Genomic DNA, 25,759 nt, shown 5'->3' with positions numbered 1-25,759 from the left:
TGGCGAGGGGGCTTGCCCCCGCTGGAGCGCGCAGCGGTCCTAAAATCTGCAACCGAGGTTTATCAGATAGACCCCATCCGCAGGTTTTAGGGCTGCTGCGTAGCCCAGCGGGAGCAAGCTCCCTCGCCACAGGTACGATGTTCGCCTTAGTTCACTGGGGTGCTTAGTTGAGCGCCCTGCGCAGGTCAGCGGCAGCTTCCGACAGCGCTTGCGCAGCACGCTCGACAAACGGCGCCATGCTGATAAAGCCGTGGATCATGCCTTCGCAGCGCTGCATGCGTACGGCCACCCCGGCCTGCCGCAAGCGCTGGGCGAACGCCTCGCCCTCGTCACGCAGGGGATCGAATTCGGCGCTGATCAGGGTGGTCGGCGGCAAGGCCGCCAACCCGTCGGCCCGCAATGGCGAGGCCAAAGGGTCATCGCCCTGTCCGGCACTCTCCAGATACTGCTGCCAGAACCAGCCCATCATCGCTGCGCTGAGTAAATAGCCCTCGGCGAATGTTTGATAGGAAGCGCTGTCGCGGCGAGCGTCAGTGACCGGGTAGAACAGACATTGGTAACTGATCTTCGGCCCCTGCCGTTGCGCCGCCAGACGGCTGACGGCGAGTGCCAGATTGCCTCCGGCACTGTCTCCGGCCAGGGCCAGGCGACTGGCATCGACGCCGAGTTCGCCAGCGTGCTCGACCAGCCAGCAAGTGGCCGCGTAGCAATCGAGCGGTGCTGCCGGAAATGGGCTCTCCGGCGCCAGCCGGTAGGCCACCGAAACCACCACTGCGCCAGTTTGACTGGCCAGCGAACGGCAGAGGTTGTCATGGGTATCGAGGGTGCCGATGACAAAGCCGCCGCCGTGGAAGAACACCAGCAGCGGCAGATTGTCCTGCTCCAGTGGCCGATACAGACGCGCATCCAGTTCGCCAGCCGCTCCGGCGACACGCAGGTTACGCACCTCGATCATCGGCTCGCCGGGAATGGCGGGCAGCAGATTGTCGGAAAACTGCCGATACTGCACGGCATCGAGCTGGCTGTAGTCTGGCTCCGGCACGTCGCAAAACTGCTGGAGCACGGCGGCGATCTGGCTATCGAGCGGCATGGCTATCTCCCTCTACATCGGTCATCTGAAACAACGGATTGGTTTCGTCGAGAATGCTTTGCACGCGGCGTTCCAGCGCAGGCTTGAAGCCCTTGTGGGGAAAAATCCAGAAGCGCTTTTCGTCGATGGCGGCGAACACCTGCTCCGCCAGCTCACGAGGGGTCATGCCTTGGCGAATGCTGCTGTCGAGCAACTCGCTGAATGACGAACCAGCAGCGTCCACCACCTGGTTCGAGGCCATGATTTCACTGGCCACCGGCCCCGGGCATAACACCGAGACCGACACCGGCGCACCGAGCATGGTCAATTCGTAGTGCAGGGTTTCCGACAGCGCGACCACCGCCTGCTTGGTGACGTTGTAAGGCGCCATCAGCGGGCTGCTGACCAGCCCTGCAAGGGATGCGGTGTTGATCACATGGGCCGCTCGCCCCTGGCGCAGAAACAGCGGCACGAAACTGCGGATGCCGTTGATCACGCCTGTGAGGTTGACGTTGAGCATTCGTTGCCATTGCTGCTGACTGATTTCCCAGCTGTAGCCGGTCTGCATCACCCCGGCGTTGTTGAACAGCAGATCGACACCGCCGAAATGCTCAAGGGCGACATCGCGCAGGCGTTCAACCTGTGACAGTTCACCCACATCCGTGACACAGGCAATCGCCTGCGCGCCGCCTGCCTGCAATTCTTTGCACAGCGTTTGCAGGCCCGCCGCATCCAGATCGGCCAGCACCAGGCGCATGCCCAGCCCCGCCGCCTGCTCGGCCAGCCCACGGCCAATACCACTGGCGGCACCGGTAATCACCGCTACCCGCCCCTGTTCATTGCTCATCGCCAACTCCTGCCATTGGGTCCAATGGCACCAGTAGAGCGGCCCTGCGTTAACCGGCCATCGTCCATTCAGACGATGCCCGGTTCTACAGGGGCGGCAGAATCCACTACGTGCACAAGAGCTGCCGGGTCATTGCCCCGAGACTCCGGCCGCCCACCCCGTGAACCTTGGGAGAATAAGAAGATGAGTACCCTGCACCGCATCGAAACCAAACTGCTGGAAGAGCGCTATGCCCGTGGCTGGCACTGCCTGGGGCTGGCCGCCCAATACCGCGACGGCAAGGCCCATCGCCTGGAGGTGTTCGGCACCCGTCTGGTGGCCTTCCAGGGCGATGACGGGCAGCTGCATATTCTCGATGGCTATTGCCCGCACATGGGCGCCGACCTCAGTTCCGGTTGCGTTGAAGGCAACTCGATCCGCTGCTCGTTCCATGCCTGGCGCTGGGGCGCCGATGGCGTCTGCGATGACATTCCGTATGCCAAACGCATCCCGCCACGGGCCAGACTCAAGAGCTGGCCGCTGATGGAAGAAAACCAGTTGCTGTTCGTCTGGAATGACCCCGAAGGCAACCCGCCACTCCCCGAGCAGCGCATTCCGCGGATTGACGCCTGCTTCAGCGACGAATGGGCCACGTGGGAAGTCGCCGAGCTGCAGATCGCAACCAACTGCCGTGAGTTGATCGATAACGTTGCCGATATGGCGCACTTCGGCACGGTTCATGGCGCACCGGTGGAAGAATTCAGCAACGTCTTCGAGGGTCATCTGGCGACCCAGATCATGCGTGCGCGCAGTGAGCGGTTGTCCGGCGACAGTGCGCTGAGCACCGTGGCCACCTACTACGGTCCGGCCTATCAGATCACCGAAATGACCGGCGCGATGAACGGCCAGCCGATTCACTCGATCCTGCTCAACAGCCATGTGCCAATCGACCTGAACAGTTTCACCCTGCGCTATGGCGTACTGGTGAAAAAGATCCCCGGGCTCAGCGAAGAGCAGAATCAGGCGATGGCCAAGGCCTATGTGCAACAGGCACAAGCAGCCTTTTACGAAGACGTGGCCATCTGGCACAGCAAGACCCGCGTCGATAACCCGCTGCTGTGCGACGGCGATGGACCGGTCTATCAGTTGCGCAGATGGTACGAGCAGTTCTACACCGACGTCGCGGCGCTACCGGTCGACGTCCTGGAACACAAACGCTTTGTCGTGCGCGCCAGCGAACCGGCCTGATTACGTCTACTTGTGCCTGACCGGCAACCGCCGGTCAGGCCTTGAGCCCGAGCGTTGCAAGGAGATGATATCGGCGCCTATTCTCGGTCACCGCCAATGCTAATAATAAGAACGGTTTTCCCTATGCAGCAGAACCTCAGCCTCGAGACATTCAGTGAGTTACTCGGCAACCTCTATCAGGGGCCACTGGAGAACATTCCCTGGGCGACCTTTCTCAACCAGCTCAACGTGCATCTGCAAAGCAAGTACGTGACCTTCATCCTGCGCCCGCCCAGCGCTCATGTGGACGGGTTGATGGTCAACACCACCGGGACGTCGACCGAAGCGACCGCATCCTATAACACGCACTTTTTTACCCTGGACCCGTTTGTCGACCTGCCCAACCGCCAGGTAGTGACCCTGGCCGAATTCGTCTCCAACGACGATTGGCAACACTCGGAGTTCTACAAAAACTTCCTGGAACCGGTGGATGTGTTCCATATCCTCGGCGCCGACATCAACACCAGCGACGGTGCCCAGTGCCGCATTCGCATCAGTCGCGGCCGTGATGACAAGGCCTTCGGCAATGAAGAGAAAGCCTTGCTGACGCAGTTCATTCCGCATCTGGAACGCTCGATCAAGATCCACATGCAACTCAACCGCATCGAAGCCGAGCGCAACCTTTACGCCGGTGCGGTGAATCAGATGGCGGTCGGCACCATCATCCTCGATGAAGCCGGCAAAGTGCTGCAGACCAACCAGGTCGCCGATCGGCTGATCCAGGAAAAGGATGGCATCAAGCTGGTCAACGATGGCCTGCAAGTCGGCACGGCGCGCGACACCCAAGAGTTCCGCCGGCTGGTCAAACAGTCGCTGCTGTCGCAAAAAAGCAGCAACCCTTCGGTGGTCGAAGCCCTTCGTGTGCAGCGGCCGTCCGGGCGAGCGGATCTGGGGATCATTGTGCGCTCGGTGCCACTGTCGGCCTGGAGTGAAGGCAAGCAGTGCCCGACCGTGGTGATTTTCATCAGCGACCCGGAGCAACAGTCCACCGCGCCACAGGAGATCGTCCGTGCACTGTTCGACTTCACCCCGGCCGAAACCCAGCTGGCGATGCTGCTGGCCAACGGCTTGACCCTCGACGAAGCCTCCGAAGAGCTGGGTATCAGCCGCAACACCTCGCGAGCGCACTTGCGTTCGACCTTCTCCAAAACCGGGGTGACTCGCCAGACCATGCTGGTGCGATTGATCCTGCGCAGCGTGGCGACCCTCGGCTAATTCACGAGAACCGCGCAATTTCCGCCCTCGTCCGCTCGGACGATGGCGGCCACCGCGCTACGGCGCAAAGTGTCTTCATCCCAACCATCCCCGCATCGGGGGGCTGCCATGCGCAACTGTCCAACCATCCTCAAGACCGAACTGCTGGCCGAAAGCGGCCATTTCCAGATCGAAGCCCTCCACCTGCAATTCAGCAATGGCCAGCAGCGGGTCTATGAACGCCTGCGCGGCACTGGCTATCGCTCGGTGATGCTGGTGGCGATGCCTGATCCGCTGCATGTGCTGCTGGTACGTGAATACGCGGTCGGTGTGGAAAAGACCATACTCGGCCTGCCCAAGGGCGGCGCAGAACCCCACGAGGACTATCTGCAAGCGGCGCAACGCGAGCTCGGCGAAGAAGTCGGCCTGCGCGCCGCACGCCTTAGCGAGCTTGGCGAACTGACCCTGGCACCCGGCCATCTGTGTCATCGCTACCGGGTGGTGCTGGCCGAGCAATTGAGCCCCTGCCAATTGGACGGCGACGAGCCCGAACCGCTGGAGTGCCTACGGGTGCCGCTGGCGCAGATCCCCGAGCTGGTGGCGCGCGGTGAGCTGCATGAAGCGCGGGCCATTGCTGCGCTGTTCATGGCCATGGGCGCCCTCGCCCAACGCGGTTAAAGACCCGCCATTTTGCAAACCTGTGGGTTTCAGCAAAATCTGTGAGCAACCCAAATCACTGTGGGAGCGGGCTCGCCCGCGAAAAGGCCGGCACATTCAAAATCAATATCGCCTGACATACCGCCTTCGCGGGCAAGCCCGCTCCCACAAGGACCTATTAGTATTCAGTTTCACCGGCTAGTCCATTCGGACGAAGCCAGTACGCCCGCGCCGCAATAAGGTGCCTCTACAACAATAAAATCTGCGTCGAGGCTCGCTATGCGAAAAGCCACCTGTGCCCTGTTTATCATCGTTTGCGCCGGCAGCACTGCCAGCCTGTGTCAGCTGTTCAAGAATGAAGCCTACCGACCGACCACTGCGTTCCTCAGTTGTTCGGGCGCAGCCGCTAATTGCTACCCTCCGCTGGTGCGTAATCTGCTGCCTTGAGCGCTAACTGCCACACCTATAAAAACGGACTGCGGACCTCTGAGCGTCGGTTCAGGCTCGATAGCCGCCAGCTAGTCCAAACAGCCGATGCCCGAATCCCCTGGGGCGCCTGGTGGTGCTCTGCGCCAACCTGATGCAGTTCGAGTTGCAACTGCTTGAACCGCGCAGCCTCAAGCTGCTGGCTCGCTATCCGCTGCCGCCGCGTCCGTCGACCTTCCATGCCTTGATTACCCTGGACCCGGACAAGATCATCGACTGGTCAACGAAGAAATCCAGAATGGCCTGTCGGTGGCCGCCGACGGTGTGTACCTGGTGTCTGATCATGCCCTGTACCGCTTTGCCGCCGATGCCGACGGCACACCGGTGCCGGGCTGGCGCCAAGCCTATGACCGTGGTACTGCACGCAAGGTCGGTGCGATCAACCAGGGCAGCGGCACCACCCCTACCCTGCTCGGTAGCCGCTACGTCACGATCACCGACAACAGCGACGAGCAAATCAACTTGCTGGTCTATCGTCGCGAGCAGGACTACGCCGGCAATCGTTTGATCTGCAAACTGCCGGTGTTCGCCAAGAACGCTTCGGCGACCGATAACTCGGCCGTCGGCTGGGGCCGTTCGATCATCCTCGAGAACAATCACGGCTACACCAGCGCCTTCGCCCAGAAGGACTGGCAGGCCGTCAGCGGCGGTATCAGCCGCATCGATATCCGCGCCGATGAATCGGGTTGTGACCTGGTCTGGACATCGAGCGAGCGCTCGCCGTCGGTGGTCCCCAAGCTCTCGCTAGGCAACGGTCTAGTGTACTTCTACACCTACGAACCGCAGGTCGATGGCGAAAATGCCTGGTACCTGACAGCGCTGGACTTCAACAGCGGTAAGACCCGATTCAAGGCCCTGAGCGGTGTCGGCAAGGCGTTCGACAACAATTGGTCGCCCATCACCCTGGCGCCCGACGGCACCGCCTATGTCGGTACCTTCGGTGGCCTGGTTGCACTCTGGGACAGGGTTGCAGCGCCGCCCCCTGAAACGCTGCCTCTGAGCGACAAATAGCGCCCAGTGCAGCCGGTGAGGCTTATTGAGCGAAAATTCGGAGTGATTCTGGTGAGTGCAAAAATAGCAGCTAGAAATCCCTCCGAACGAGGGTCGCACTCACCCCAACACCGGAATCACCCGCGAGGGTTTCACCGATTTGAACGAAAAACTCGAATAAATCTCCTTCACCGCCGGCAAGGTTTGCAGCACCTCGCGGGCAAACTCGCCGAAGGATTCCAGGTCCTTGGCCACTACTTCCAGCAGGAAGTCGTAGCGTCCGGAGACATTGTGGCAGGCAACGATTTCCGGGATTTCCAGCAAGCGTTGTTCGAAGGTCCTGGCCATTTCCTGAGAGTGGGACTCCATCATCACGCTGACAAAGGCGGTAACACCATAGCCCAGCACCTTGGGCGAGAGTATGGCCTGGTAGCCGGTAATCACCCCGCTTTCTTCGAGAAGTTTCACCCGACGCCAGCACGGCGAGGTGGTCAGCGCGACCCGGTCGGCCAGTTCGGCGGTGGTCAGGCGGGCGTTGCCTTGCAAGGCAATCAGTAGGGCTTTGTCAGTACGATCCAGGCCGGCGGGCATGCTTTGCCTCTTAAATTTGTTTTTATGGGCTTTTATTCCAATTAGCTGTTTATTTGTGGGCAACTATGGAATTTTTCGCGTTGAAATTGAGCATAGCATTGTAGGAAATCAGGGAGCGTTAACCATGAACAATAAAAACAACGAACTTGGCTTTTCTACTCGTGCCATCCATCACGGCTACAATCCGCTGGACAACCAGGGGGCGCTAATCCCGCCGATCTACCTGACATCGACTTTCGCTTTCCCCACTGCCGAATACGGCGCCGGCTGTTTTGCCGGTCAAGAGCCCGGGCATTTCTACACGCGTATTTCCAACCCCACGCTGGCGCTGCTGGAGTCGCGCATGGCGACCCTGGAAAACGGCGAAGCGGCGGTGGCCTTCAGCTCCGGCATGGGCGCCATTGCCGCGACCCTCTGGACCCTGCTGCGTCCCACGGACGAGATCATCGTGGACCGTACCCTGTACGGCTGCACCTTCGCCCTGCTGCACCACGGCATCGGCGAGTTCGGGGTCAAGGTACGGCATGTCGATTTGTCCAACCTGAGCGAGTTGCGCGACGCCATCAACCCGGCAACGCGGATGATCTATTGCGAAACACCCGCCAACCCGACCATGCAGTTGGTGGACATCGCCGCAGTAGCCGAGGTCACTCGCCAGCACCCCGATGTCACCCTGGTGGTGGACAACACCTATTGCACTCCTTACCTGCAACGCCCGCTGGACCTGGGCGCGGATGTGGTCGTGCATTCGGCCACCAAGTACCTCAGCGGCCATGGCGATATCACCGCAGGCATAGTGGTCAGCAGCCAGGCGTTGGCGGACCGCATTCGTTTGCAAGGACTCAAGGATCTGACCGGCGCGGTGATGTCGCCCCAGGACGCCTTCCTGCTGATGCGCGGGCTCAAGACCCTGTCGCTGCGCATGGAGCGCCATTGCAGCAACGCCCAGGTGATCGCCGAGTATTTGCAGGCACACCCGACCGTCGAGTGGGTGACGTACCCCGGCCTGCCCTCCTTTGCCCAGCACGCGTTGGCCACGCGGCAGATGAAACTGCCCGGGGGCATGATCGCCTTCGAACTCAAGGGCGGCCTGGCCACCGGCCGACGCTTCATGAATGCCTTGGAACTGTTCAGCCGCGCGGTCAGCCTGGGAGACGCCGAATCCCTGGCCCAGCACCCGGCGAGCATGACCCACTCCACCTACACCCAGGAACAACGCACCCTCCACGGTATTTCCGAGGGGTTGGTGCGCTTGTCGGTAGGTCTGGAAGACACCGCCGACCTGCTGGCCGACATCACCCAGGCCCTGGACGCCTGCGCATAAGGGAGATTGCAGATGACCACACCGCACCCGGTCAACGAGGGCGCGTCCTGCGCCCAGGACCAGGACCCGCAGGAAACCCGGGAATGGCTCGACGCACTGGCCTCGACCCTCGCCGCCTGTGGACCTGCGCGCGCCCGCTACCTGCTCAAGCGTCTGGAGGAGTATGCCGGCGAGCACGGCATCAGCCGCGATGCCCAGGCCTTTTCCGCCTACCGCAATACGTTGTCGCTGGAGCAACAGGGTACCTACCCTGGTGACCTGCTGCTGGAAGAACGCATCACCGGTCTGCTGCGCTGGAACGCCCTGGCGATGGTGGTCCGCGCCAACCATGCCTACGGTGAACTGGGTGGCCATATCGCCAGTTATGCCTCGGCGGCGGAGATCTTCGAGGTGGGTTTCCAGCATTTTTTCCGGGGTGATGGCGACAGCGATCAGCGCAACGCCGACCTGGTGTTTTTCCAGCCGCACTCGGCCCCCGGAGTCTATGCCCGGGCCTTCCTCGAAGGTCGCTTGAGCGAGGAGCAGCTGGCCAACTACCGCCAGGAAATCAACGGCCCGGGGCTGTGTTCCTACCCCCACCCGTGGCTGATGCCGGACTTCTGGCAGTTTCCCACCGGTTCCATGGGCATCGGCCCCATCAGCGCGGTGTACCAGGCGCGGTTCATGCGTTATCTGCAGCACCGCGATCTGTTGCAGACCGAGGGGCGGCATGTCTGGGGTGTGTTTGGCGACGGCGAGATGGACGAGCCCGAGTCCATCGCCGGCCTGTCCCTGGCAGCCCGCGAGCAACTGGACAACCTGACCTTCATCGTCAACTGCAACCTGCAGCGCCTGGACGGACCGGTGCGTGGCAACGGCCAGATCATCCAGGAACTGGAAGCACTGTTCGCCGGTGCCGGCTGGAACGTGATCAAGGTGCTGTGGGGCTCGGAGTGGGACGCGCTGTTTGCCCGCGACACCGACAACGTATTACTCAAACGCCTGGCCGCCACCCCTGACGGTGAATACCAGACCCTCGGTGCCCATGACGGTGCGTACAACCTGGAGCATTTTTTCCAGAAAGACCCGCAGGTGCGGCGCCTGGTGGAGCACATGAGCGTCGAAGAGATTAATGGCCTGAAACGTGGCGGCCATGACTTCAGAAAGCTCTACGCCGCCTTCGCCGCCGCCAAGGCCTGCAAGGGCCGGCCGACAGTGATCCTGGCCAAGACCAAGAAAGGCTATGGTATCGGCGCCGCCGGTGAGTCGCGGATGACCGCGCACCAGGCGAAAAAACTCGATGTCGCCGCCCTGCTGGCATTCCGCGATCGTTTCCATCTGCCGCTGACGGATGAGGACGTGGAGCAACTGCGTTTCTATCGTCCGCCTGAAGACAGCGCCGAAATGCGCTACCTGCGTGCCCGTCGCCAGGCCTTGGGCGGGCCGTTGCCGGCACGCAAGAGCCAGGCACCGGTCATTGCGGTGCCAGCGCTGGAGGTAACCGGCGGTTTTGCCCTCAAGGCCGAGGGCAAGGAGATGTCCACCACCATGGCCGCCGTGCGCCTGCTCACGGCCTGGCTCAAGGCGGTGCAATTGGGGCCACGGGTGGTGCCGATTGTCGCCGATGAAGCGCGCACCTTTGGCATGGCCAGCCTGTTCCGACAAATTGGTATCTATTCGCCCCACGGCCAATTGTACGAACCGGAAGACAGCGGCTCGATCCTCTCCTACCGGGAATCGCGCAATGGCCAATTGCTAGAAGAAGGCATCACCGAAGCCGGCGCCCTGTCCTCTTGGGTGGCGGCCGCCACCTCCTATTCGGTGCACGGCGTGCCGATGCTACCGGTGTACATCTACTATTCGATGTTCGGTTTCCAGCGGGTCGGCGACCTGATCTGGGCCGCCGCCGACCAGCGCTCCCGGGGCATTTTGCTCGGTGCCACCGCCGGCCGCACCACCCTCGGCGGTGAAGGCTTGCAGCACCAGGACGGCTCCAGTCTGGTCATGGCGTCAATGGTGCCCAACTGCCGCGCCTGGGACCCGTGTTTTGCCGGAGAACTGGCGGTGATCCTCGACCATGCGGCACGGCGCCTGATGGAACAACAGTGCGACGAGTTCCACTACGTGGCGGTGATGAACGAAAACTACCCGCAGCCGAGCCTCGACGAAACCCGGCACGCCGATATCCTGCGCGGCCTGTATCGCTATTCGAGCAGCAGTACCGATCCGACTCAGGTTCGCCTGCGCCTGGTGGGCTCCGGCAGCATCCTGCGGGAAGTGATCGGTGCCAGCGCGCTTCTCGCCCGCGACTGGAACATCGACAGCGAGGTATTCAGCGCCACCAGCTTCAGCGAGCTGGCGCGCGAGGCCCGCGAGGTCGAGCGTGACAACCGCCTGCAAGGCGGCGAGCGGCGCAGCAGTCAAGTGGATAAATTGCTCGGCGGCAGCCAACCGATCATCGCCGCCAGCGATTACATCCGCGCCTGGCCACAGCTGATCGCACAATACCTGGAGGCGCCCTACACCACCCTGGGCACCGACGGTTTTGGCCGCAGCGATAACCGGGCCAACCTGCGGCAGTTCTTTGAGGTGGATCAGCACAGCATTGTGCTGGCCGCGTTAAAAAGTCTGGTGGACCACGATGGCCTCGACGCTGGCATACTCGCCGAGGCGATCGGCCGCTACCGCCCCGATCCGTCGCGCAGCGCGCCCTGGGATCGCTGAATTACCTGCAACACCTTTATGAGTCATTACCCACAGGAGTGGAACACCATGAGTCGTATCAATAAAAACCACCGGCCCTGCAAGCAAGACCGGTGGTTTTTTTGTGCTGCGCCGAGGTCAGGTCGGCAACACCCCACGTGCGCGTGACAGGGTCAGTGCCAGGTCCTCGATCATGTCCTCCTGGCCACCAACGGTGCCGCGCCGCCCCAGCTCCACCAGCAGCTCACGGGCGGCAATGCCGTACTTTTGCTCGGCACGCTTGGCGAACAACAGAAACGAGCTGTAGACCCCGGCGTAGCCCAGGGTCAACGCATCGCGGTCGAGGCGGATTGGCTGATCCATCATCGGCACCACCAGGTCCTCGGCGACATCCATGATCCGGTAAAGATCGATGCCGCTGTTGACGCCCATACGTTCCAGCACCGCGACAAATACCTCCAGCGGCGTATTGCCCGCGCCTGCCCCGAGGCCCGCCACCGAGCCGTCGATACGTACGGCACCCGCCTCGATCGCGGCCAGTGAATTGGCGATTGCCATGCCCATGTTGTGATGACCGTGAAAGCCCACCTCAGTCCCGGCACTGAGCCCGTCGCGCAACACAGCGATCTTCTCGCTGACTTCATCGGGCAGCATGTAGCCGGCCGAGTCGGTGCAGTAGATGCAGTTCGCCCCGTAACTCTCCATCAGTCGCGCCTGCTCCAGCAGTTTTTCCGCGCTGACCATGTGCGCCATCATCAGGAAACCGACGGTATCCAGGCCCATCTTCGCCGCCATGCCGATGTGCTGGCCGGACACGTCCGCCTCAGTGCAGTGGGTTGCCACACGGATGGTCGACACCCCGTGTTCATGGGCCATTCTCAAATGATCAAGGGTCCCGATACCCGGCAATAACAGCGCCGACACCTTGGCCTGCTTGAGGCGCGGGATCACCGCCGCGAAATATTCCTCGTCACTGTGGGCGGGAAAACCATAGTTCAACGAGGCGCCGCCGAGGCCGTCGCCGTGGGTGATTTCGATCAGTGGCACACCGGCCGCATCGAGGCCGCTGGCCACTGAAATCATCTGTTCCAGGCTGATCTGATGGCGTTTGGCGTGCATGCCATCGCGCAGACTCATGTCATGCAGACGGACGCTCTTACCTTGCAAATTCATGGCAATTCTCCACGGGGCGGACGGGCAGTTGCAGGGTGCCCTTGTGGGCTTCTTCGGCGAACATCTCGGCGGTGCGCAGACCGGCGGCAGTCATAATGTCGAGGTTGCCGGCAGATTTGGGCAGGAAGTCGCCAAGGCCTTCGACCTCGATGAAAATCGACACTTTGCGCTCATCGAACACCGGACCGTTGATCAGCTTGTAGCCGGGGACATAGCGCTGCACCTCCTTGACCATCTGCAACACCGAGGTGCGAATGGCGTCCTGATTCGGCTCATCGTCAGTCAGGCAGTGAATGGTGTCGCGCATCATCAGCGGCGGCTCGGCCGGGTTGATGACGATGATCGCCTTGCCGCGTCGGGCTCCGCCGATTTTCTCGACGGCACCGGCGGTGGTGCGGGTGAATTCGTCGATGTTCTGCCGGGTGCCCGGGCCGACCGAACCGGAAGACACGGTGGCGACAATCTCGCCATAACTGACCGACTGAACCCGCGACACCGCTGCAACCATCGGAATGGTCGCCTGACCGCCGCAGGTGACCATGTTGACGTTCATCGCCAACGTGGCCGCGTGCTCCTTGAGATTGACCGGCGGCACGCAGAACGGGCCGATGGCCGCTGGGGTCAGATCAATCATGATCACCCCCAGCTCATTGAGCTTTCGGCTGTTTTCGGCATGCACGTAGGCCGAGGTGGCATCGAAGGCGATACGAATATCATCGTCGAGCACATGGGGCAGCAGTCCGTCGACACCCTCGGCGGTGGTTTTCAGCCCCAGTTCGCGAGCGCGCTTGAGGCCCTCGGACTCGGGGTCGACACCGACCATCCAGACCGGTTCGATCCATTCTGATCGGCACATTTTCATCAGCAGATCAGTGCCGATATTGCCCGGGCCAATAATGGCCGCTCTGAGTTTCTTGCTCATCCGGTTATAACCCCACAAGTCAGGCGCAGAAAGACACCTGGGCACTGCCCAGGCCATCGATGGTCAGGGAAAAACGGTCGCCGGCACGCGCCGGTTCCAGCGGCACCAGGGAGCCGGAGAGAATGATTTCTCCGGCCTTGAATGGAATCCCGAAGGCGCCCAGGGTGTTAGCCAGCCAGGCCACGGCGGTCAGCGGATTGCCCTGGACCGCCGAGCCCAGCCCCTCACTGAGGGGCTCGCCGTTCTTGAACACGCGCATGCGCAAACTGGGCAAATCTAGATCCCGCGGATCGACCTGTGAGTCGCCCAACACGAACACGCCGCAGGAGGCGTTGTCGGCCACGGTGTCCTGAATGCGGATCCGCCAGTCGTGAATCCGCGAATCGACAATCTCGAAGCACGGCATCACATACTCGGTCGCTTGCAGCACATCGGCTTCGGTAACGCCGGGGCCAACCAGGTCGTGCTTGAGTTTGAAAGCGATCTCGCCTTCGGCCCGCGGCTGGATCAGTTTGTTGGCGGCCAGGGAGATCTGCGCGTCGTTGGCGAATGCCATCTGCCGGGTGATGAAGCCGAAATCCGGTTGATGCACGTTGAGCATTTGCTGGACCGCCAGCGAGGTCACGCCGATTTTCTTGCCGACGATGCGGTCACCGGCGGCGACCCGGCGTTCGATGCTGTAGAGCGAGATATGGTAGGCATCCTCGATACTGATCGCCGCCCAGCGCTCGGTCAGTGGCGCCAGGGTGGTGCCGCTGCGCAACGCCTGATACAGCTCTTCGCCGTACTGACGGCGTAATTGCTCACTCATGGACGTGCCTCCTCAAGGAAGGCCAGGCACTGGCGGTTGAACAGGTCACGGTGCTCGACCATGACCCAATGCCCGCATTCGCTGAGCATCAGAAAACGGATCTGGCGACAGGCCTCAAGCATGGTCTGGGCGCCGGAGGCCGGGCAAAACTTATCGTTCATCCCCCAGAAACCAAGAATCGGACACTGCAACTCGCCGAGGCGCGAAGTCATGTTCGGCACTTGCATGGTCGACAGCACGCAGGTCGGCTGCTGCTGCACCACCGCGACCCGCTCATTGACCGTCTCATCGCTGATCAGCGACCCATCGAACAGCTGCAGACTCAGCAGCCGACGCATTCCGAGCGCATCATGCAGCTCACCCTTGGCGAAGGCCGCGCCCATTTGCTGGATGCCTTCCATCTGCAGGTAATACTGCTCTTTCTCCATCAGGCCGCCCGGCGCCATCAGCACCAGCCGGCTGACCCGCTGCGTCTGATCGAGGGCCAGCTTGATGGCGATCGCACCGCCAAGAGAGTTGCCGACCAGCACGCAACGCTGGATATCCAGCGCGTCGAGCAGGCCGCTCAAGGCCGCGACAAAGAAGTCCAGGGTGTAGAGAGTGTCCGGTTTATCCGAAGCGCCGTAGCCCGGCAGGTCCGGGACGATGGTCCGGTAGCCGGCGGCGGCGAACACCGGGTAGTTCTGCTTGAAGTTGCTGTGACCGCTGGCTCCCGGCCCGCTGCCGTGAATGAAGATCACCGGCTCGCCAGTGCCAACATCCTGCCCGCTGATATCCAGATAGTGCAGCCGCAAACCATCCGGCAGCGTAACGAAGTGCCCTTGCGCTGATGCGCCCATGAGGTGTCCTCCTGGCCTGTTGTTGTAGCCGGATTATTCCGAGGGCCCAGACAAACAACATCGTCCGACAGGACTACGCCCCCTAGTCTTTTCGGACGTTGGCTGGCGGCACCCCGGGACCTAGCATCGGCGATATTCCTGAGTGACAGAACGAGGCACACATGCACGACCCGATGGACTTTCGCGGCAAAGTGGTACTGGTCACCGGCGGTGGCAAGGGCGTCGGTCGCGGTATCAGCCAGCGTTTTCTCGACTGCGGCGCCGAGGTGGTGATCTGCGGCCGCGAAGCACCCGAAACCTTGCCCGCAGGCAGAGGCGGCGAGGCGCTGTTTCTGCCCTGCGACCTGCGGGATGTCGAGCAGTCTGGGCGGTTGATCGAGAGCATCGTGCAGCGCTTCGGCCGCCTCGATGTGCTGGTCAATAACGCCGGTGGCTCACCGAATGCCGATGCAGCCAGCGCCTCACCGCGTTTTAGTGAAGCGATCATCCGCCTCAATTTGCTGGCACCGCTGAACCTTTGTCAGCAAGCCAATCAGGTCATGCAGGCGCAGGCCGACGGCGGTGCAATCATCAACATTTGCAGCGTCAGTGCGACCCGTCCCTCACCCGGCACCGCCGCCTATGGCGCGGCCAAAGCCGGTCTGCTGAACCTGACCGGTTCGCTGGCAGTGGAATGGGCGCCCAAGGTGCGGGTCAATGCGATTACCGCCGGGCTGATTCTCACCGAGCAGGCGGCCATGCATTATGGCGACCAGACCGGCATTGCACGGGTAGCGGCGACCATCCCGCTGCAACGTCTGGCGAACCCTGAAGATATCGGCGATACCTGTCTGTACCTGGCATCAAAGCTGGCGCGTTATGTCAGTGGCGCCGATATCGCCGTACACGGCGGTGGCGAACGCCCGGCCTTTCTCGACGCGGCCCGATCCCATTGAACAATCTCATTGAACAATTCCAATAAACAACAGGAGCCCCACCATGCCTGCGATTGCCAGCCACAGCGTCCTGCTCAACCTCACCCCGCAAGCTGCCTGGGCCAAACTGCGGGATCTGAGCCTCGCCCCGCACTATGTGCCGGGGTTGACCGGTTGCCAGTTTCATCCAGGCGCTCGCGAGGGGCTCGGCGCCAGTCGCCGGGTATTTCGCAAGGGCGGTCAGTGGCTGGATGAAAGCGTGGTGCAATGGCAAGAAGGTGTGGGTTTCGTGCTGATTCTGCACAAGGCCAGTGAAGGCGCGCCCTTCCCGTTCCGCGAGGCCAGCTTTCGCTATGCCTTGCAGGCCGAGGATGACACGACGCGCATCACCACCAGCATGAGCTACAGCCTGCGCGGTGGGTGGCTGGTGGAGATGCTGTTGGCCAAGGCGTTCAACAAGGTCGTGCGGCAGATTGCCGAGAATCTCAAGGCCTACTACGAAAGCGGGCAGACGCAGAATCGCAACCGGATCGACGCCAACATTCAGGGGCACGCCACTTCAGAGTGAGCCTGAAAACAGCTGGCGACGATCTTCCAGTCGCCGGCGACCCGCTGGTAGCGATCCTGATAGAAACCACCTAACTGCCGAGTCGCCCCGCTCTCGCCATCCAGATTGAAATACCACAGGGCCCAACGGCCCCGGGCTTCATCCTCGTTCAGCAGCTCGATCTCCGGGTTGACGCCATGATGCAAGTCGATCACCCGCTCATGACAGGCCAGTTCGCGGTACAGCGCAACGAAGCGCTCGCGATCGCGGAAAACCCCGAGCGGGCCATAGTCGATCAGCACCTCTCCCTCGGCGAAACAGTCGGCAATGACCTCGACCTGCTTGAGATCGCAGGCATTGAGGTAGCGATGCTTGAGCTGGCGGATGGCCTCCAGCGCCTCCAGTCGGGCGACCCGCTGTTCCAGGTTCATGCGGCACCTCGCGGAGTCAGATTGACCTCACTCCAATAAGCTTTCATCGAGCGGATCTTGCCGTCGGCATCGAATTCCATCACGTCGATCACATGAATCGAGCAAGGTTGCCCGGCCCACTGCATATCGACCCGAAACGGCATGGCCCCGCAACCGTTCAGCGTCGCCCGTACCGGGCCGGTCAGGGTCGCCGAGACTTTGCTGGCACCCAACCCGTCACGGTAAAAACGTTCGATGGCGGCAATGCCCTGCAATGGCGGTTGGCCGACCGGGTCCTCGACCCGCGCATCCGCTGCATAGAGCGCGACGATCCCGTCAATGTCGCCGGCGTCCACCAGCTCGACATAACGCGCCATGGTTTCCTGTACCTGTTGCGCACTGATCATTTCCATTGCCTAAACCACCTCGAACAGTGCAGCGGCACCCATGCCGCCACCGATGCACATACTCACCACCACGTAACGCAAACCGCGGCGCTGGCCCTCGACCAACGCGTGACCGACCATCCGCGCACCGGACATGCCAAAGGGGTGCCCCACGGAAATCGCCCCGCCATTGACGTTCATCCGTTCAACGGGAATACCCAAGGTGTCGCGGCAATACAGCACCTGACTGGCGAACGCCTCGTTCAGCTCCCAGAGACCGATATGGTCCACCGTCAGGCCATGGCGCTTGAGCAGTTTCGGGATCGCGTAGACCGGCCCGATACCCATCTCATCGGAGTTGCAGCCAGCGACCGCCAACCCGCGATAAATCCCCAAGGGCTCAAGACCTCGTTGCTCGGCAAGTTTTGCACTCATCAACACCGAGGCCGAAGCACCGTCCGAGAGCTGCGAGGCATTGCCGGCAGTGATAAAGCGACCCTTATCGCTCCACTGACCGCCCGGCCACACCGGCTCCAGCGCACCCAGGCTTTCGCGGGTGGTGTCGGCGCGGTTGCATTCGTCACGCAGCAAGGTGACGGTTTCGTAGCGAGTCTCGCCGCTGACCTTGTCGAAAATCGCCTTGCGGGTGGTCAGCGGTGCCAGTTCACGGTCGAACAATCCGGCACTCTGGGCCAGGGCGGTACGCACTTGACTCTGGTAGCTGTACTCGTCCTGTTCCTGACGCGAGATGCCATAACGCGCTGAGACGATCTCGGCGGTTTCGATCATCGGGATATAGGCATACGGATCGAGCTCGATCACCGCGCCGGACTGATTGCGGTAAAGGTTCTTGTGCTTGTTCTGCACCAGTGAAATCGACTCCAGGCCACCGGCCACGGCGATGTCGATTTCATCGCAGATGATGCCCTTGGCGGCTATGGCGATGCTCATCAAGCCCGATGCGCACTGGCGCTCGACGGCCATCCCGGCCACCGAAGTCGGCAAACCACCGGCAATCGCGCAGAGGCGACCGAGGTTATAGGACTGCGTGCCTTGCTGCGCCGCCGCGCCGATGATTACATCGTCCACCTCGCCTGGCTCGATCCCGGCGCGGCGCACGGCCTCGCGGACCACATGGCCGCCGAGCAACGGCGCCTCGGTGTCATTGAACGCACCACGAAAGGCTTTGCCGATCGGGGTGCGGGCGGTAGAGACGATAACGGCTTCTTTCATGCTGGATTCCTCGAATGTTCTACGGGATGGCTCAGGCGGGGTAGTAACGGCTGATGGTGTCGACCACGCAGCCGGGGCGCTCCTGGCCCTCGATTTCGACGCTGACGCGGATGATCGCCTGAACACCACCCTTGACCTCTTCGACCGCTACCAATTGGGCACTGCCGCGCACCCGTGAGCCGACATGCACCACGTTGGGAAAGCGCACTCGCTCGCAGCCGTAGTTGACGCCCATGGCAATGCCACGCACCTCGACGATTTGCGGCAAAAACAGATTCACCAGCGCCAGACTCAGGTAGCCATGAGCAATGCATGCACCGAATGGCCCATTGGCGGCCTTGAGCGGATCCACATGAATCCACTGATGATCGCCGGTCGCCTCGGCGAACAGATCGATGCGGTCCTGCGCAAGGCTCAACCAGTCGCTGACGCCCAGCACCTCCCCCACCGCATCGTGCAAGGCGAGGGGGGTGTCGAAAATACGTGGCATGTTCACGCCCTCTGGCTGGAAACCGACAAGACTTCACCGGTCATGTAGGAGCTGTAATCGCTGGCCAGGAACATCATCACGTTGGCCACTTCCCAGACTTCCGCGGCGCGCCCAAAGGCCTCGTTGGCGGCGAGCTGATCGAGCACTGCCTGGGGCGCGGATTTGCGCAAGAAATCGTGCAAGGCAATGCTCGGACTGACCGCGTTGATGCGGATCCCGTAATCAGCGGCCTCGACTGCAGCGCAGCGGGTCAGCGCCATGACCCCGGCCTTGGCGGCGGCGTAATGGGACTGCTCCTTCTGCGCACGCCAGCCAAGTACCGAAGCGTTGTTGACGATCACCCCGGCACGCCGTTCGATCATTCTCGGCAACATGGCGCGGGTCATGCGCATGGTGCCGGTGAGCGTCACATCAAGCACCCGGCTCCACTCCTCGTCGGTCATGTCCACCAGCAGTCGCGAGCCGCCAAGGCCGGCGTTATTGATCAGCACATCGACGCCATTCAGATCGCGCTCGGCGCAGGCAATCAGCTGCTGAACCTGAGCCTCGTCAGCGACATTGCAGACCTGCCCGAAGACCTGTTGCAGGCCCGTCGCTTCGCGAATTTTCAGCACCGCCTCGTGCAACCGGCCTTCGTGTATATCGCTGATCATCAAGGCGCGACAGCCTTCCTCGGCCGCGCGCAGTGCGGCCGAAAAACCGATACCGGCACCCGCCGCGGCGGTGATCAACACCGACTTGTCGCGCAGCAGGCCGTGACCTGCAACATAGTGAGGAACAGACATGGAAAAACTCCTTGGTCAGGTGCGCAGGCGCGGCTCTTTGGGCATTCCCAGGGCGCGCTCGGCGATGATGTTGCGCTGGATCTCGTTGCTGCCGCCGTAAAGGGTGTCGGCACGACTGAACAGGTACAGCGACTGCAAACGGGTGAGCTGATAAGGCGCGGCCTCGAGCAGTTCGGCCTCGGCGCCAAGCACATCCATCGCCAGCTTGCCGAGGCTGGCGTGCCAGCTGGACCAGAACAGCTTGTAGATGGTTGCCTCCTTGCGCAGCGAACCGTCCTGGCTACCTGAGAGCATGCGCAGCGAGTTGTAGCGCATGATCCGCAGTCCGCTCCAGGCCTCGGCCAGGCGCTGACGCAGGATCGGGTCACGGGCCGCGCCATTGGCCCGGGCGATGGCAATGATCTCGCTCAACTCATTGTGAAACTGCATCTGCTGGCCCAGGGTCGAAACCCCACGCTCGAAACCCAGCAGCGCCATGGCGATTTTCCAACCCTCACCCGGCAAGCCGACGATATTCGCAGCGTCAGTTCGGGCATCGTCGAAGAACACTTCGTTGAACTCCGACGTGCCGGTCAGTTGCTCGATCGGGCGCACGGTGATCCCGGCCTGAGCCATCGGCACCAGCAGGAACGACAAGCCGCGATGACCGACGCTGCCAGGCTCGGTGCGGGCAATCACAAAACACCAGTCCGACTCATGGGCCAGCGAGGTCCAGACCTTCTGCCCGGTGATGATCCAGCTGCCGCTGGCTTCATCCAGAACCGCCCGGGTCTTGACGTTAGCCAGGTCAGAACCGGCCCCGGGCTCGGAGTAGCCTTGGCACCAGAACGCGGTACCGCTGACGATGCCCGGCAGAAACCGCCGTTGCTGTTCTTCGTTGCCGAAGGCGGCGATGGTCGGCCCGGCCAGCCCTTCGCCGATATGTCCCATGCGTCCGGGACCTCCAGCGCGGGCGTACTCTTCGTGAAAGATCACCTGCTGGCTGATCGACAGACCGCGTCCGCCATGCTCCGGTGCCCAGCCAACGCAGGTCCAGCCGCCTTCGGCGAGTGTGCGTTCCCAGGCTTTGCGTTGATCGGGAAACATATGTTCGTCGCCCGGGCCACCACGAAAACGCAGTGGCTCGAATTCACCGCAGAGGTTAGCGGCCAGCCAGTCGGCGACCTCCTGACGGAAGCGCTCGTCCTCCTTGCTGAAACTGATCTTCATGGCTGCTCTCCAAGAATCGCCACAGCAATCTGCTCGCGATGCCAGGCAGGTAGCCCGAGAAAGCTTTCACTGGCTCGGGCGCGTTTGAAGTAAAGATGCGGGTCGTATTCCCAGGTGAAACCGACTCCACCATGCAACTGGATCGACTCCGCCGCGCAATGGAAGTAGGTTTGCGAGCAATGCGCCTTGGCCAGCGCCGCCGCCAGCGGCAGCTCGGCGGCAACCTGCGGGTCGCCCTGAGGATCGAGTGCTTCCTGGGCCACGCAGGCCGCGTAATAACTGGCCGAGCGTGCGCATTCGACTTGCAGCATCATGTCGGCGGCGCGGTGCTTGAGCGCCTGGAAGCTGGCAATCGGTCGACCGAACTGTTGACGTTCCTGCATATAGGCGACGCTCAGGTCGAGCACCTGCTGCGCGCCACCGGTCTGCTCGGCAGCCAGGGCGATGCAGGTCAGTTGCAGAACCCGCTCCAGGTGCGGCCAACCGGCGCCGAATTCACCGAGCAGGCCATCCGCGCCGAGATACAGCCCCTTGAGCTGGATCCGTGCCTGACGGCGGGTCTGGTCCATCGTTGGCAGCATCTGGCGCTCGATGCCGGCACTGCCAGCGTCCACGGCAAACAGGCTGATTCCGGCCTCCCCGGTCGAACCGGGAAGCCGTGCGGCGATGATCAACAGGTCGGCGCTGTGTCCGTCGAGGACATAATCGAGCGCTCCATCGAGCACGAAACCCTCGCCCTCGGCGACCACCGTTGCCTGAACATCTTTGGCCGTCCAACCGTTGCCACTGGTGAAAGCCAGCGTCGCGGTGATGCTGCCGTCGGCGATCCGCGTCAGCCAGCGGTGTTTTTGTTCGAGGCTGGCGGCCAGCAGCAAAGCTGGCGTGGCCATGCAGGCGGTGGCGAAAAACGGCGAGCAGAGCAAGCGCCGCCCCATCTGCTCCAGCAGAATCGACAACTCGACAAAGCCCAGGCCAAGGCCGCCGAACGCTTCGGGAATATGGATCGCCGGCCAGTACATTTCACTGCACAGACGTTGCCAGAGCGCATCGTCATAACCTTGCTCACTGACCATCGCCGCCCGCACGGCGGCACAGTCCGATACATCGGCGAGAAATCCCTCAGCCGATGCCCGGATCATTTCCTGTTCGTCGCTGAATGCAAATTCCATCGCGGCGCCTTCTGCTCGTCTGGCGGGGCGCGCAATGGTGCTACACCCCTTTGGCCATCGAGTCTGGCGCTACCCGCACACAGCAGAATCGTTAGCCTTGCCTAGTCCGAATGGGCGATGCCGGGGCCGATCCGGCTTGAGGAGCCCTCTAGTGAGCGGCTTCGCGAGGGAAGCCGCTCATAGGTACGATTTATGTAGTGCTTTAAAATATTCACTACAAAACTATTGACGACGCCATTCCCCCCTTGCATTATCCATCTCGTCTCCCCGATCGGGAGAGTTGGCATGAGTCTTCTGAATACGCTCGACGGACCGCCGAGCTGTTCCCCTGATGTGTACTGCCCACAAGGCAGATTGATGAAGCGACCCGGCTGAACCGTCCGGTACAAGGGCGAGAAGCGCTGGCGAAACGTTCTCATGATGCTTGTGGCTGACCTGTTTATTGTCGGCATGGGCATCCTGATTTTCGCTGCTTCTCCTCGTTGTGACACTACTGCGTAGTGGCTTTTCATCAATGCTACATGCATCAAGCTCAGGGCCGGATCTGCACCTGACGGACAGGTGCTTCAGGAAACGATTGGCTGAACTGGCGACAGGTTTCAGCGAACCAACCAGACAAGATCAACGAGTGGTCAAGGGGCTTAAAAATGAATTTGAACAATCAACCAACCATTGATGAACTGGCTCGACTGTTCGCATCGCACCAGGACAACCACGACAGCCACGTACTGTGGGTTTGCAAGTCGGGCGAAGTCCATATCGATTGCCTCGCGCCCCACTCGCAGGAAAGTGAATTCGAGATGGCCCATGACAGCATGCGTGCCAGGCTGAAAATGTACCGCCGGGGCCAAGGGTATGTCGGAAAGAAAGCTGCGGCTGACAAAGACTTCATTGGCCGCGTCCTTCAAACCCTGAGCCATGAATGGCAGCTGATGCAAGATCAGTCCGGGGTGTGTCGGGTAGACAAGTACTGCTGACTATGTAGGAGCAGCCGGTCGACGCTCGATTGCTCGCGATGGGCGTTAACGATAACGCGTGCTTTCTGAATAAACGCGTCGCCTATGAGTCCATCGCGAGCAAGCTCGCTCCCACAGGGGAGCGTTGGCCCTCAGCATTTATCAGCTCGCCGATCGCTCGTGCATCCATGGGCTTACTGAAAAAATACCCTTGAACCTCATCACACCGGGCTTGCTGTAACGCCTGGAGCTGCTCCTTCGTCTCGACACCCTCCGCCGTGACGGTAAGCGACAGCGCTCGCCCCAGCCCGACGATTGCCCGAATGATCGACTGATCATCACCGCTGGCCGTCAGCCCACTGACAAAACTGCGGTCGATCTTGAGACCATCGAAGGGAAACGAACGCAGATAGCTCAATGACGAATAGCCGGTTCCAAAATCGTCCATCGCCAGACGTACGCCAAGCGCTTTCAAGCCACGCATGATGTTCAGCGCGCCCTTGGCGTCGTCCAGCATCACATTCTCGGTCAGCTCCAGTTCCAGCCGGGCCGGGTTCAACCCGGTATCCGACAATACCGCCTGAACCCTGGCCACCAGATGCCCGCGCTGAAACTCTGTCGGGGACAGGTTGACGGAGACGAAGAACTGTTCAGGCCAGGTAGACGCGGCCATGCAGGCGGTGTGCAGCACCCAGTTGCTGAGCGGCAAAATCAATCCGGTGTCTTCTGCGATGGGAATGAATATGTCGGGCCCTAACAGCCCACGCACTGGATGCTGCCAGCGCACCAGCGCTTCAGCACCGACCATCCGCCTGCCTTCAATCTGGTAACGCGGCTGGAAATGCAGGCGCAATTCATCATGTTTGATGGCATGCCGCAGGTCGCGTTCCAGTTGCCGACGATCGATTATTCGAGCGTTCATGTCACCGGCATAAAAGCGCCAGGTGTTGCGTCCCGCCTCTTTGGCTTCATACAGCGCGATGTCGGCATAGCGCAGCAACTCGTCGGCCAGCGTAGCGTCGGCGGGTGCCATGGCGATTCCGATGCTGGCACTGATGAACACCTCATGTTCGCCGACCTGGAAGGGCTGCTCGATGCGGTCGATCAGGTGCTTGCACAAGTCCTCGACTTCATCCTCAGACGCCATATCAACCAGGACCAGTACAAACTCATCCCCGCCGATCCGGGCCACCAGATCATCATTGCGCAGACATTGCCCCAGCCTTTTGGAGACTTCATTAAGCACTTGATCGCCTGCGGCATGACCCAGCAAGTCATTGACCGGCTTGAAGCGATCAAGGTCGATGCTCAGCATGACCAGCGGCTCGTCCAGGGTAGGCGCGGCCTTGAGCTTGCCATCCAGAAACTCCTGCATGCGGGTACGATTCGCCAACCCGGTCAGCGCGTCGTGCTGCGACAGGTATTCGATACGTCGGCGGGCCGCCACTTCTTCGGTGATATCGCTCGCTGTACCGCGATAGCCCTGCCCGTCCATCTCTCGAACAGACAGACGACTGATCCTGGCTTGCCCGTCCACTGCCAGGTAACTGCATTGCAAAATGGCATTGGCACGTCGGGAGTGGTTTTTCAGCCACTGGGAAAGGGGCCCCTGATCAGATACCAGCAAGTCATCAATAGGACGATCCAGGCAATTGGCTCTGAGCAGTCCCGTCACCGCCTCGAAACGCTCTGACAGGTAGGTGAAGCGCAGATCGGCATCGATTTCCCAGATCCAGTCGGATGAAGCCTCGGCGACATCACGAAACCGGGCCTCACTGGCCGCCAGTGCCGATCGGCTGACTTGCAGGGAGCTGTAATTGGCATCCATCGCGCGTGCCACAGCCGTCGTGCGCCGCAGAATCATCCAGGTCATCAGCCCCATAATCAGCCCCGCCACGCCGATCAGGGGCAAGACCAACATCATCAACCGATGACCGGGACGCGCCGGCGTCCACTGCAGAATGCCTCCTGTCCCCGCCTCCCCCAGCCGTAAAAACGGCAAGCCGGGTACGGCGCTATCGCCCGCGACAGCGCGTAGCTGGTCAATACCAAAATCGCTCCCCAGGGTGCTCAGCCTGTTGGCATCCAGCCGGGCGACGAATAACAGGACAGAGGAAGGCCTGGAATCAGCTTCGACCTGAGGATCGGTTCCAGGCGTCAAGGGCGCTGCGGCGACCAGAACGGGGGTACCGTCGACATTGAGATAGGCAGTCGTTGCCGTCTCACTGTCAGCGCCCGCACGGGCGCGTTCGATCAGCGCGGCAACAGGTTGTTTCAACCACCCTTCAGCCACCACCGATTCAAGCTTGCCATCAATGACCGAGTACACCGTTCGATCGGCCGGATCGATAACAAACACCCCCTGAAACCCGAAGCTGTCATAAAGCGTAGGACCCAGGTTCTGCCTTACAAACGCCCAATCAATATCGACCTGCTTGTGCAGGTGCTCATAGGCATCGCCCCAGAATGCATAGTCCTTGATCGTCACGCTGACGGATCTCTCGAAGGACTGAACAGCCTTTTCGGCATAAAACCGGCTGCGTGTCTCGGCATCACGGTTTTGCTCGAAGGCGATATAGATGAGCAAGACGCTGGCCAGCAGGAATATCGACAGTAAAAGGCTTGAGAAACCCATCAGTGAAATGCGGGCAACGGACAGATTGGATGTTTGCCCCCTCGCATGGGGGCCAATATTATTATTTTCCATAGTGCTCCAGGCGGTGCAGCGAAATACAGGCGGCGCCTCATCCGTCCACGGTCCGAGAAGTTGACGGGGACCCGATAGACGGGAGTGCGCTTGCGTACGTGT

25 protein-coding genes are annotated in these 25,759 nt (G+C 61.4%); 10 read left to right on the top strand and 15 right to left on the bottom strand.

Annotated features, from left to right (window positions below; all coding sequences use genetic code 11):
• Window positions 1–163 precede the first annotated feature (163 nt).
• Window positions 164–1,090 carry an alpha/beta hydrolase gene (locus tag AC3I0A_RS11795; protein ID WP_489377964.1) on the bottom strand — a complete coding sequence of 309 codons (927 nt, stop codon included), beginning with the start codon at window positions 1,088–1,090 and terminating at the stop codon, window positions 164–166.
• Window positions 1,077–1,916, bottom strand: coding sequence for an SDR family NAD(P)-dependent oxidoreductase (locus AC3I0A_RS11790; protein WP_489377963.1), 840 nt, complete (start codon window positions 1,914–1,916; stop codon window positions 1,077–1,079). Before AC3I0A_RS11790 ends, AC3I0A_RS11795 begins: the two co-directional genes overlap by 14 nt.
• Window positions 1,917–2,099: 183 nt before the next feature.
• Here AC3I0A_RS11790 and AC3I0A_RS11785 point away from each other — a divergent pair, with 183 nt between their 5' ends.
• The 5 genes from AC3I0A_RS11785 to AC3I0A_RS11765 all read left to right on the top strand — a co-directional run bounded on the left by AC3I0A_RS11785 (window position 2,100) and on the right by AC3I0A_RS11765 (window position 6,530).
• Complete coding sequence (locus AC3I0A_RS11785) at window positions 2,100–3,143, top strand: 3-ketosteroid-9-alpha-monooxygenase, oxygenase component (RefSeq protein WP_489377961.1); 1,044 nt, start codon at window positions 2,100–2,102, stop codon at window positions 3,141–3,143.
• Window positions 3,144–3,266: 123 nt separating this feature from the next.
• Window positions 3,267–4,397, top strand: a complete 1,131-nt coding sequence (locus tag AC3I0A_RS11780; RefSeq protein ID WP_489377959.1) for a helix-turn-helix transcriptional regulator — start codon at window positions 3,267–3,269, stop codon at window positions 4,395–4,397.
• A gap of 108 nt (window positions 4,398–4,505) precedes the next feature.
• Window positions 4,506–5,054 (top strand): ADP compounds hydrolase NudE, encoded by a 549-nt coding sequence (gene nudE / locus AC3I0A_RS11775; protein ID WP_489377957.1) that lies wholly within the window; start codon window positions 4,506–4,508, stop codon window positions 5,052–5,054.
• Between the two features lie 258 nt (window positions 5,055–5,312).
• Complete coding sequence (locus AC3I0A_RS11770; RefSeq protein WP_489377956.1) at window positions 5,313–5,480, top strand: hypothetical protein; 168 nt, start codon at window positions 5,313–5,315, stop codon at window positions 5,478–5,480.
• A gap of 312 nt (window positions 5,481–5,792) precedes the next feature.
• Entirely contained in the window at window positions 5,793–6,530 is a 738-nt protein-coding gene (locus tag AC3I0A_RS11765) for a hypothetical protein (RefSeq protein WP_489377954.1), read from the top strand.
• A gap of 99 nt (window positions 6,531–6,629) precedes the next feature.
• On the opposite strand, the gene AC3I0A_RS11760 is transcribed toward AC3I0A_RS11765, so the two are convergent.
• Window positions 6,630–7,100, bottom strand: a complete 471-nt coding sequence (locus AC3I0A_RS11760) for an Lrp/AsnC family transcriptional regulator (RefSeq protein WP_489377953.1) — start codon at window positions 7,098–7,100, stop codon at window positions 6,630–6,632.
• A 124-nt stretch (window positions 7,101–7,224) separates the two neighbouring features.
• Here AC3I0A_RS11760 and AC3I0A_RS11755 point away from each other — a divergent pair, with 124 nt between their 5' ends.
• Both AC3I0A_RS11755 and mdeB read left to right on the top strand, forming a co-directional pair.
• Entirely contained in the window at window positions 7,225–8,424 is a 1,200-nt protein-coding gene (locus tag AC3I0A_RS11755; RefSeq protein WP_489377952.1) for a methionine gamma-lyase, read from the top strand.
• A 12-nt stretch (window positions 8,425–8,436) separates the two neighbouring features.
• Window positions 8,437–11,127 carry an alpha-ketoglutarate dehydrogenase gene (mdeB, locus tag AC3I0A_RS11750; protein ID WP_489377951.1) on the top strand — a complete coding sequence of 897 codons (2,691 nt, stop codon included), beginning with the start codon at window positions 8,437–8,439 and terminating at the stop codon, window positions 11,125–11,127.
• Window positions 11,128–11,244: 117 nt separating this feature from the next.
• Here the strand turns inward: mdeB and dmpG are convergent, their stop codons facing one another.
• Genes dmpG through AC3I0A_RS11730 form a run of 4 tightly spaced genes read right to left on the bottom strand, consistent with a single transcriptional unit; the run spans window position 11,245 to window position 14,851 of the window.
• A complete protein-coding gene (gene dmpG, locus AC3I0A_RS11745; RefSeq protein WP_489377950.1) occupies window positions 11,245–12,279 on the bottom strand; it encodes a 4-hydroxy-2-oxovalerate aldolase in 1,035 nt (344 codons plus the stop codon).
• Window positions 12,263–13,201 (bottom strand): acetaldehyde dehydrogenase (acetylating), encoded by a 939-nt coding sequence (locus AC3I0A_RS11740; RefSeq protein WP_489377949.1) that lies wholly within the window; start codon window positions 13,199–13,201, stop codon window positions 12,263–12,265. Before AC3I0A_RS11740 ends, dmpG begins: the two co-directional genes overlap by 17 nt.
• A 19-nt stretch (window positions 13,202–13,220) precedes the next feature.
• A complete protein-coding gene (locus tag AC3I0A_RS11735; protein WP_489377948.1) occupies window positions 13,221–14,012 on the bottom strand; it encodes a fumarylacetoacetate hydrolase family protein in 792 nt (263 codons plus the stop codon).
• Entirely contained in the window at window positions 14,009–14,851 is an 843-nt protein-coding gene (locus AC3I0A_RS11730; RefSeq protein ID WP_489377946.1) for an alpha/beta fold hydrolase, read from the bottom strand. Before AC3I0A_RS11730 ends, AC3I0A_RS11735 begins: the two co-directional genes overlap by 4 nt.
• Window positions 14,852–15,012: 161 nt before the next feature.
• Here AC3I0A_RS11730 and AC3I0A_RS11725 point away from each other — a divergent pair, with 161 nt between their 5' ends.
• Together AC3I0A_RS11725 and AC3I0A_RS11720 are read left to right on the top strand one after the other, a co-directional pair.
• Window positions 15,013–15,786, top strand: a complete 774-nt coding sequence (locus AC3I0A_RS11725) for an SDR family oxidoreductase (protein WP_489377945.1) — start codon at window positions 15,013–15,015, stop codon at window positions 15,784–15,786.
• A 43-nt stretch (window positions 15,787–15,829) separates the two neighbouring features.
• Window positions 15,830–16,333 (top strand): SRPBCC family protein, encoded by a 504-nt coding sequence (locus AC3I0A_RS11720; RefSeq protein ID WP_489377944.1) that lies wholly within the window; start codon window positions 15,830–15,832, stop codon window positions 16,331–16,333.
• Here the strand turns inward: AC3I0A_RS11720 and AC3I0A_RS11715 are convergent.
• Genes AC3I0A_RS11715 through AC3I0A_RS11685 form a run of 7 tightly spaced genes read right to left on the bottom strand, consistent with a single transcriptional unit; the run spans window position 16,309 to window position 21,994 of the window.
• The gene (locus AC3I0A_RS11715) at window positions 16,309–16,743 is read right to left on the bottom strand and encodes a nuclear transport factor 2 family protein (protein ID WP_489377943.1); all 435 of its coding nucleotides are present in this window, start codon (window positions 16,741–16,743) and stop codon (window positions 16,309–16,311) included. The two genes, AC3I0A_RS11720 and AC3I0A_RS11715, sit on opposite strands and share 25 nt — an antisense overlap.
• Window positions 16,740–17,129 (bottom strand): steroid Delta-isomerase, encoded by a 390-nt coding sequence (locus tag AC3I0A_RS11710; protein ID WP_489378485.1) that lies wholly within the window; start codon window positions 17,127–17,129, stop codon window positions 16,740–16,742. Before AC3I0A_RS11710 ends, AC3I0A_RS11715 begins: the two co-directional genes overlap by 4 nt.
• A gap of 9 nt (window positions 17,130–17,138) precedes the next feature.
• A complete protein-coding gene (locus tag AC3I0A_RS11705) occupies window positions 17,139–18,341 on the bottom strand; it encodes an acetyl-CoA C-acyltransferase (protein WP_489377942.1) in 1,203 nt (400 codons plus the stop codon).
• Window positions 18,342–18,372: 31 nt separating this feature from the next.
• A complete protein-coding gene (locus AC3I0A_RS11700; protein ID WP_489377941.1) occupies window positions 18,373–18,831 on the bottom strand; it encodes a MaoC family dehydratase in 459 nt (152 codons plus the stop codon).
• A gap of 2 nt (window positions 18,832–18,833) precedes the next feature.
• Window positions 18,834–19,616 (bottom strand): SDR family oxidoreductase, encoded by a 783-nt coding sequence (locus AC3I0A_RS11695; protein WP_489377940.1) that lies wholly within the window; start codon window positions 19,614–19,616, stop codon window positions 18,834–18,836.
• A gap of 15 nt (window positions 19,617–19,631) precedes the next feature.
• Window positions 19,632–20,825, bottom strand: a complete 1,194-nt coding sequence (locus tag AC3I0A_RS11690) for an acyl-CoA dehydrogenase family protein (protein ID WP_489377939.1) — start codon at window positions 20,823–20,825, stop codon at window positions 19,632–19,634.
• A complete protein-coding gene (locus AC3I0A_RS11685) occupies window positions 20,822–21,994 on the bottom strand; it encodes an acyl-CoA dehydrogenase family protein (protein ID WP_489377938.1) in 1,173 nt (390 codons plus the stop codon). Before AC3I0A_RS11685 ends, AC3I0A_RS11690 begins: the two co-directional genes overlap by 4 nt.
• A gap of 647 nt (window positions 21,995–22,641) precedes the next feature.
• Between AC3I0A_RS11685 and AC3I0A_RS11680 the strand changes: the two genes are divergently transcribed.
• Window positions 22,642–22,971 (top strand): hypothetical protein, encoded by a 330-nt coding sequence (locus tag AC3I0A_RS11680; protein ID WP_489377937.1) that lies wholly within the window; start codon window positions 22,642–22,644, stop codon window positions 22,969–22,971.
• An 82-nt stretch (window positions 22,972–23,053) separates the two neighbouring features.
• Here AC3I0A_RS11680 and AC3I0A_RS11675 read toward each other — a convergent pair whose 3' ends face one another.
• The gene (locus AC3I0A_RS11675; protein ID WP_489378484.1) at window positions 23,054–25,657 is read right to left on the bottom strand and encodes a bifunctional diguanylate cyclase/phosphodiesterase; all 2,604 of its coding nucleotides are present in this window, start codon (window positions 25,655–25,657) and stop codon (window positions 23,054–23,056) included.
• Window positions 25,658–25,759 lie beyond the last annotated feature (102 nt).

This window comes from Pseudomonas sp. KH_024_B2 (genome assembly GCF_057839965.1).
This window is presented reverse-complemented; position numbering and strand designations above follow the sequence as displayed.

What these genes read in the sequence shown, in the direction of transcription:
- AC3I0A_RS11755 (WP_489377952.1), top strand. Translation starts at nt 7,225, where the DNA reads ATGAACAATAAAAACAACGAACTTGGCTTTTCTACTCGTGCCATCCAT.
- AC3I0A_RS11785 (WP_489377961.1), top strand. Translation starts at nt 2,100, where the DNA reads ATGAGTACCCTGCACCGCATCGAAACCAAACTGCTGGAAGAGCGCTAT.
- AC3I0A_RS11730 (WP_489377946.1), bottom strand. Translation starts at nt 14,851, where the DNA reads ATGGGCGCATCAGCGCAAGGGCACTTCGTTACGCTGCCGGATGGTTTG.
- AC3I0A_RS11760 (WP_489377953.1), bottom strand. Translation starts at nt 7,100, where the DNA reads ATGCCCGCCGGCCTGGATCGTACTGACAAAGCCCTACTGATTGCCTTG.
- AC3I0A_RS11695 (WP_489377940.1), bottom strand. Translation starts at nt 19,616, where the DNA reads ATGTCTGTTCCTCACTATGTTGCAGGTCACGGCCTGCTGCGCGACAAG.
- AC3I0A_RS11795 (WP_489377964.1), bottom strand. Translation starts at nt 1,090, where the DNA reads ATGCCGCTCGATAGCCAGATCGCCGCCGTGCTCCAGCAGTTTTGCGAC.
- AC3I0A_RS11675 (WP_489378484.1), bottom strand. Translation starts at nt 25,657, where the DNA reads ATGGAAAATAATAATATTGGCCCCCATGCGAGGGGGCAAACATCCAAT.
- AC3I0A_RS11790 (WP_489377963.1), bottom strand. Translation starts at nt 1,916, where the DNA reads ATGAGCAATGAACAGGGGCGGGTAGCGGTGATTACCGGTGCCGCCAGT.
- AC3I0A_RS11710 (WP_489378485.1), bottom strand. Translation starts at nt 17,129, where the DNA reads ATGATCAGTGCGCAACAGGTACAGGAAACCATGGCGCGTTATGTCGAG.
- AC3I0A_RS11720 (WP_489377944.1), top strand. Translation starts at nt 15,830, where the DNA reads ATGCCTGCGATTGCCAGCCACAGCGTCCTGCTCAACCTCACCCCGCAA.
- AC3I0A_RS11715 (WP_489377943.1), bottom strand. Translation starts at nt 16,743, where the DNA reads ATGAACCTGGAACAGCGGGTCGCCCGACTGGAGGCGCTGGAGGCCATC.
- mdeB (WP_489377951.1), top strand. Translation starts at nt 8,437, where the DNA reads ATGACCACACCGCACCCGGTCAACGAGGGCGCGTCCTGCGCCCAGGAC.
- AC3I0A_RS11725 (WP_489377945.1), top strand. Translation starts at nt 15,013, where the DNA reads ATGCACGACCCGATGGACTTTCGCGGCAAAGTGGTACTGGTCACCGGC.
- nudE (WP_489377957.1), top strand. Translation starts at nt 4,506, where the DNA reads ATGCGCAACTGTCCAACCATCCTCAAGACCGAACTGCTGGCCGAAAGC.
- AC3I0A_RS11705 (WP_489377942.1), bottom strand. Translation starts at nt 18,341, where the DNA reads ATGAAAGAAGCCGTTATCGTCTCTACCGCCCGCACCCCGATCGGCAAA.
- AC3I0A_RS11780 (WP_489377959.1), top strand. Translation starts at nt 3,267, where the DNA reads ATGCAGCAGAACCTCAGCCTCGAGACATTCAGTGAGTTACTCGGCAAC.
- AC3I0A_RS11680 (WP_489377937.1), top strand. Translation starts at nt 22,642, where the DNA reads ATGAATTTGAACAATCAACCAACCATTGATGAACTGGCTCGACTGTTC.
- dmpG (WP_489377950.1), bottom strand. Translation starts at nt 12,279, where the DNA reads ATGAATTTGCAAGGTAAGAGCGTCCGTCTGCATGACATGAGTCTGCGC.
- AC3I0A_RS11770 (WP_489377956.1), top strand. Translation starts at nt 5,313, where the DNA reads ATGCGAAAAGCCACCTGTGCCCTGTTTATCATCGTTTGCGCCGGCAGC.
- AC3I0A_RS11685 (WP_489377938.1), bottom strand. Translation starts at nt 21,994, where the DNA reads ATGGAATTTGCATTCAGCGACGAACAGGAAATGATCCGGGCATCGGCT.
- AC3I0A_RS11700 (WP_489377941.1), bottom strand. Translation starts at nt 18,831, where the DNA reads ATGCCACGTATTTTCGACACCCCCCTCGCCTTGCACGATGCGGTGGGG.
- AC3I0A_RS11735 (WP_489377948.1), bottom strand. Translation starts at nt 14,012, where the DNA reads ATGAGTGAGCAATTACGCCGTCAGTACGGCGAAGAGCTGTATCAGGCG.
- AC3I0A_RS11690 (WP_489377939.1), bottom strand. Translation starts at nt 20,825, where the DNA reads ATGAAGATCAGTTTCAGCAAGGAGGACGAGCGCTTCCGTCAGGAGGTC.
- AC3I0A_RS11740 (WP_489377949.1), bottom strand. Translation starts at nt 13,201, where the DNA reads ATGAGCAAGAAACTCAGAGCGGCCATTATTGGCCCGGGCAATATCGGC.